Origin of the sequence: Acaryochloris sp. IP29b_bin.148, from assembly GCF_028285565.1 — a bacterium.
Taxonomy (GTDB): Bacteria; Cyanobacteriota; Cyanobacteriia; order Thermosynechococcales; family Thermosynechococcaceae; genus Acaryochloris.
In genome coordinates this window covers 1-5343 of record NZ_JANQOY010000032.1, presented here as the reverse complement: position 1 = coordinate 5343, position 5343 = coordinate 1, and the positions used below count along the sequence as shown (strand labels likewise).

Genomic DNA, 5343 nt, shown 5'->3' with positions numbered 1-5343 from the left:
CTTCTCAACGGTTTCCAGGAATCACGTTCTGTTGATTTTTAAGGACAAATCAGGGAAGTGGAGCAAAGACTTCGCCTCAGTCAGAATCACGGATTTGCGCCCCGCTGTTCGGCTTTGGCTGTGTTGCTAGGGGCAAGACTGTTGTGTGCTCCGACTGCTGGAGTTGGGAGTGAGCAGGGGTAAAGTTGTGCGAGATTACACCACTGTGCTGTTTTGAGCATAGAGGGGTAGTGTAATTCTAAAAGTTGAGCCGACACCTAATTGACTCACCAGATCAATTTTTCCTCGGTGGGCTTTTGTAAAAGCTTTAACAATCGCTAGTCCCAAGCCGGAACCGTCCGATTGGTGTTTGCCAACACGAGCAAAGCGGTCAAATATTCGCTGTTGATCCTCTGGAGAAATCCCTTTCCCTGTATCCCTCACCCAGAAAATGGCTTGGGTGAGGGTTTGTTTACAACCCAATTCAATGGTTCCCATGGGTGGGGTATGTTGGGCAGCATTTCTTAGAAGATTGAGTAAGGCTCCCGTCAGTCGCTGGCGATCACCCATCATTGAGCCAGAACATTCCAGGGTGACCTGCCAGTTGCGCTTTGCTACAGCTTGGGCTTTGGCATACAAATCGTAGATGAATTGTTTTAGATCAATCATTTCATATTGAAGGAAATCGGGGTGTGCTGACGTGGCTAGGGCAACCATGTCATTAACTAATCGCCCCATGCGATCCAATTCATCCAGCACTAACTCAATGGTTTCTTGCTGTTCCTGGGGGTCGCTCCCCATCAATTCTAAATGCCCTCGGATAATCGTAATGGGGGTACGGAGTTCATGACCCGCATCATTCACAAAACGTCGCTGGCTGTTAAACCCTTCCTGAAGTCTATCCATCATTTCATTAAAGGTTTGGGCCAAGTCTGACAATTCTCCTGATCCCTGTGGAGACAAACGCTGGGTTAAATCAGAACTATTGACTTTGCGAGCAGCAATTGCAAGCTCCCGAACAGGTTTGAGTAACCACCCTGTCGCGAACCAAGCTAACAGGAGGGAGATGCATACAACCCCTCCTTCAATCAAGGTAAAGGTATACACACTGGCTAACGATTCCTGTTGTTCTCCTGCCGTATCGTGGGCAAGAACCATAATTCCGAGTTGTTGACCATCAACGACCAGTGGTTCTGCTTTATAGAGAATGTTGCCCATATCAGTATCTGCAGTCTGCCATTCTCCTCGACTAAATTGAGTAACAGAGACCCATTGCTGATAGAGTTTAGACCCTGGCGACATCGGTTCAAGGAGTCGAGGGGGATTAGAACGGTATAGTTCTTGATCGATGATAAAGATGAAGAAGCTATCATCTTCAGGTATTTGATTCGATAAAAATTTGTCTGCGAAGTGTTTTAGATCTTGCTTTGTTTGATGAGGTTGCTGCTCCCAATCTGTGTAGGCGTCCAGGAAAACTTTTCTGGCTTGCTTCAAGTCACTCCGCACTCGTCGGGAGACCTGTTCTGTTACTAAAATCTGAAATAAAGGAATAGCTAGTCCTGTGAATAGACCTAGCAGGACAATGTACATCAGCAAGATGCGCGTCCGAGTTTGGCGAAAGAAATTGCCCCATAATGAGCGAGTGGGGAATACCACAGGATATTCTTGTCGCTTGGATTTTGCCATCACAAAGTCCTCGTCGAGATTGGGCCTTTAAGAGCACAAAAGAGCTACACCGTAGCACGACACATCTGGTGATTACGGACAAGAATCTACATCTTCGACCAAAGATTTTGCCTTTTAGAGCGAAGGTCGATACTCCAGCAGTAACGGAGTTGCGTTAAGGACATTTGACTCGACCTTAACTTAATCGAGCAATGAACAGCATGAGAATCTTCTCATTCCCTCTACAAACTCTATGCGGCCAATCGATATCCGACACCACGGACAGTCTCTATCAAGGCATTACCGAGCTTTTTACGCAGATAGCCCACATACACATCCACGATGTTGGAGCCTGGATCGTAGTCATATCCCCAAACGCGATCTAGGAGTTGCTGGCGACTGAGCACCTGACCTGGATGTTGAAAAAAAGTTTCTGCCAGAATAAACTCACGAGACGGGAGTTCAATCCACTGGTCATCGACTTTGGCTTTACGAGTCCGTAAATCTAGCATTACGTTGTGAGCCACCATCATCAGTGGTTGAGAGGCTGATTTATTGTTATCGGTTCTTAAGCGAACCCGTACCCTGGCAAGTAGCTCTTCAAACCGAAAAGGTTTAGTCATATAGTCATCTGCCCCACCCTCAAGGCCAGAAACCTTGTCTTGAATATCATCTCTGGCGGTCAAAATAAGAACGGGTAAGTTAGCCCCTTGTCCTCGCAAATCAGATAGAACCTCAAGTCCGTCTCTATCCGGTAATCCCAGGTCTAGTATTAAAAGATCAAATTCATCACTTATAGCGAGGGATAGGGCTGCATGCGCATCTCCGACAGTAGTAGTGGCATAACCGTGGCTCTTCAGACCTTTCTCAAGAAAGGCTGCGATGCGTGGTTCATCCTCCGTGATAAGAATATGGGCCATCAGTAATCAGCAGTGATACGGCAATAACTATAAAGACGGTAATGGTAACTGCACTAGTTCCTCTGAGCAGATTTGGGAAACAATCCAGCGCTGGGGAGTGCAGGCCCATCCTGCCTACTATCTTGGCTGGGGTCGGCTAAGCTGCCAGTTCTGTATATTCGGCTCACCCAACCAGTGGGCTTCCAATGCGGCCATCTCGCCAGAGCGCACTGAGCGACTTCACCAGTACGAACAAGAGTTCCAACACACCCTCGATAACAAGCTTTCCATCCCAGAGATGGCGGCTAGGGGCATAGTCTATGACGCCATTCACCAGAATCCTGACCAGCTCCGACTAGCCCTCAGCCAAGAATACACACTGCCAATCCTCGTTGATCCAAATGCCTGGACCCTGCCTGCGGGGGCATTTGGGGAGGACGCAGGACCGACTTAAGGAGAGAATCATGAAAACCTCTGCTTACCGCAAGTTCAACCGAGAGTACTGGAATCGTGTTGCATCTGAGCGCAAGCGACTCCACGTTAGTTTTCCTGGCAAAATCATTTCTCACATCCTCCAGTCTGGTGTCATTCTGCATGATCGGCAATACACCGTGGGGAAATACCTCGATACTCAAAGGTCTTCCTGGGTAATCCTGGACTGGCATCGGCATGGAGCGGTTGAGTGCCTATCCAACTCTCCAGACGCTATCGCAATGGAATTCATTGATCTAGCGGGTTCCAAACGAGCCTTTATTGCGACCCAAAAAGCTTGGGTCTAGCTAGGGCTGCTCAATCGTCCATCATCACAATTCATTTAAGGATTTCTGGTTATGACTCATCAGAAAACGTGCTTGTATTGCCTCAACTGTATTTATCTTTCCGGTAGTGCTGGCGGCCTGTATGAACCTCCTGAGCCAGATACCTGGGAATGTGAACTCGTCAATAAAAACACCGATCCCACTTACTTCGATCAGTTTCCAGAATTGGAAGAGACCATCGCCTCAACCTGTCAATACTTTCAGCCGCGCATGGTAGACAAGTGTAGGCATTGTGGCGAGGCAATCGATGTCCCTGAGTATAGGCATGAGTTTTGGGCACATGCAGCTTATTCAGGCGAAGGGTTTCCTGTTTGCAGTGAAGATTGCAGAAATGCCGCTACGGAGGAGGCGAAGCGCCAAGAGAAGAGGCTTTTAGAGGATGAGGAGAACGAGCTGAGAATCTTCCGTGAATTTGGTGGGTATTAAAGCTATGAGAAAGAAATCCTATATCACCGTCACCGACCAGTTTTGCGGCTGCGGTGGTTCAAGCAGTGGTGCTGCCCAAGCGGGCTGCGAGATTGTGATGGCGATTAACCATTGGGAACGTGCGGTCGAAACTCACAACACCAACTTCCCTGACACGGCTCATGATTGCCTAGACATCAGCGCTTGCGACCCTCGTCGCTATCCCAGCACGGATATTTTGCTGAGTTCGCCTGAATGCACGAACCACAGTTTAGCCAAAGGGAAAAAGCGCAAAAACCTGGGCCAAATGGATTTGTTCAACCCCCAGACCATTGACCCGGCTGAAAGTAGGAGTCGCGCCACACTCTGGGACATTGTTCGCTTCTCAGAGCTTCATCAGTACAACTTTGTCGTTGTGGAGAATGTTGTCGAGGTGCGCCACTGGATCTTGTTCGATAGCTGGTTGAATGCCATGCATACCTTGGGATACGACCATGAGGCTGTGTTCTTCAACAGCATGTTTGCTTCCTGTCCCCAGAGTAGAGACCGGGTATACATCGTTTTCTGGAGGCAGAACAACCCCAAACCCAACCTCAGCTTTACTCCTCTGGCTCACTGTTCCAAATGTGGCGAGGTCGAGGCCATTCAGTCCTGGAAAGACCCATTCAAAAAGTGGGGGCGCTACGGCAAGCGGAATCAATACGTATACCGCTGTCCCAGTTGTGCTCAGGTGGTGGAGCCGTTCTACACCCCAGCCTATACCGCAATCGACTGGAGCTATCCCAGTACCAAGGTGGGTGAACGCAAACGACCGCTAAGGCCAGCAACCCTAGAGCGAATTCGCAAAGGACTGGAGAAGTTCTGCTCTCCCGTTCTGGTAGAAACAGCTTACGGCAAAGACACGAGCAATCGCGTTCGGAGTGTGGATAGGGTTTTGCCCACCCAGACCGCCTGTCAAACAATGGCTTTAGCAACGCCGTTCATTGTGCGGAACTACACCGGGGCACAAGCTGCTGGCATTCATGACCCACTGCCCACAATCACCACAGTGGATCACAATTCCCTGGTTCAGCCCTTTCTTGCCAGCTATTACAGCGGCTCGGATCAGGTCTGTGGGATGGATGCTGCCATTCCCACTATCACTGCTGCTGATCGCCATGCCTTGGTGCAACCCGATTGCTCTATCTCTGTTGAAGACTGCTATTTTCGCATGTTGCAGCCCCATGAAATCCAGGCAGCAATGGCCTTTGCTCAAGATTACAAAGTTTTGGGAAATAAACGAGAGAAGGTCAAGCAGCTTGGTAATGCTGTCACCCCACCTGTGATGCAGATGATTTTGACTCGTTGCCTGGAATCCCTGTCAGTCCCCCATTTTTAAACCACAAAGCATTTCAGTTTCTAGCGAGATTTTGAAAACTTAGGAGGCACTTATGAACGCCTACACCCTTCTCTGGTGGCTGCTCTGGCAGTCCCTCTACTTCGGCATGTTTCTTTATTTCTTCCTCAGTGACGCCTTAAGGAGCCACCCATGAAAATCCCATCGCTCTCAAAGCAAATGAAAATCAATATTCGGAGGA

The 5343-nt window shown here is 48.9% G+C and carries 6 protein-coding genes; 4 read left to right on the top strand and 2 right to left on the bottom strand.

Features of this window, described 5'->3' with window-relative positions:
• Positions 1-195 precede the first annotated feature (195 nt).
• Both Q0986_RS03325 and Q0986_RS03320 read right to left on the bottom strand, forming a co-directional pair.
• Entirely contained in the window at positions 196-1665 is a 1470-nt protein-coding gene (locus Q0986_RS03325; RefSeq protein ID WP_299403752.1) for an ATP-binding protein, read from the bottom strand.
• A 230-nt stretch (positions 1666-1895) separates the two neighbouring features.
• Complete coding sequence (locus Q0986_RS03320; protein WP_299403748.1) at positions 1896-2564, bottom strand: response regulator transcription factor; 669 nt, start codon at positions 2562-2564, stop codon at positions 1896-1898.
• A 97-nt stretch (positions 2565-2661) separates the two neighbouring features.
• On the opposite strand from Q0986_RS03320, the gene Q0986_RS03315 reads away from it, so the two are divergent.
• Genes Q0986_RS03315 through dcm form a run of 4 tightly spaced genes read left to right on the top strand, consistent with a single transcriptional unit; the run spans position 2662 to position 5144 of the window.
• Positions 2662-2997: a hypothetical protein gene (locus tag Q0986_RS03315; RefSeq protein WP_299403743.1), complete on the top strand. Its 336-nt coding sequence runs from the start codon at positions 2662-2664 to the stop codon at positions 2995-2997.
• 10 nt (positions 2998-3007) lie between these two features.
• Positions 3008-3322, top strand: coding sequence for a hypothetical protein (locus Q0986_RS03310; protein WP_299403739.1), 315 nt, complete (start codon positions 3008-3010; stop codon positions 3320-3322).
• 51 nt (positions 3323-3373) lie between these two features.
• A complete protein-coding gene (locus Q0986_RS03305) occupies positions 3374-3787 on the top strand; it encodes a hypothetical protein (protein ID WP_299403734.1) in 414 nt (137 codons plus the stop codon).
• Between the two features lie 4 nt (positions 3788-3791).
• Positions 3792-5144 carry a DNA (cytosine-5-)-methyltransferase gene (gene dcm, locus Q0986_RS03300; RefSeq protein ID WP_299403729.1) on the top strand — a complete coding sequence of 451 codons (1353 nt, stop codon included), beginning with the start codon at positions 3792-3794 and terminating at the stop codon, positions 5142-5144.
• The last annotated feature ends 199 nt before the right edge of the window (positions 5145-5343 follow it).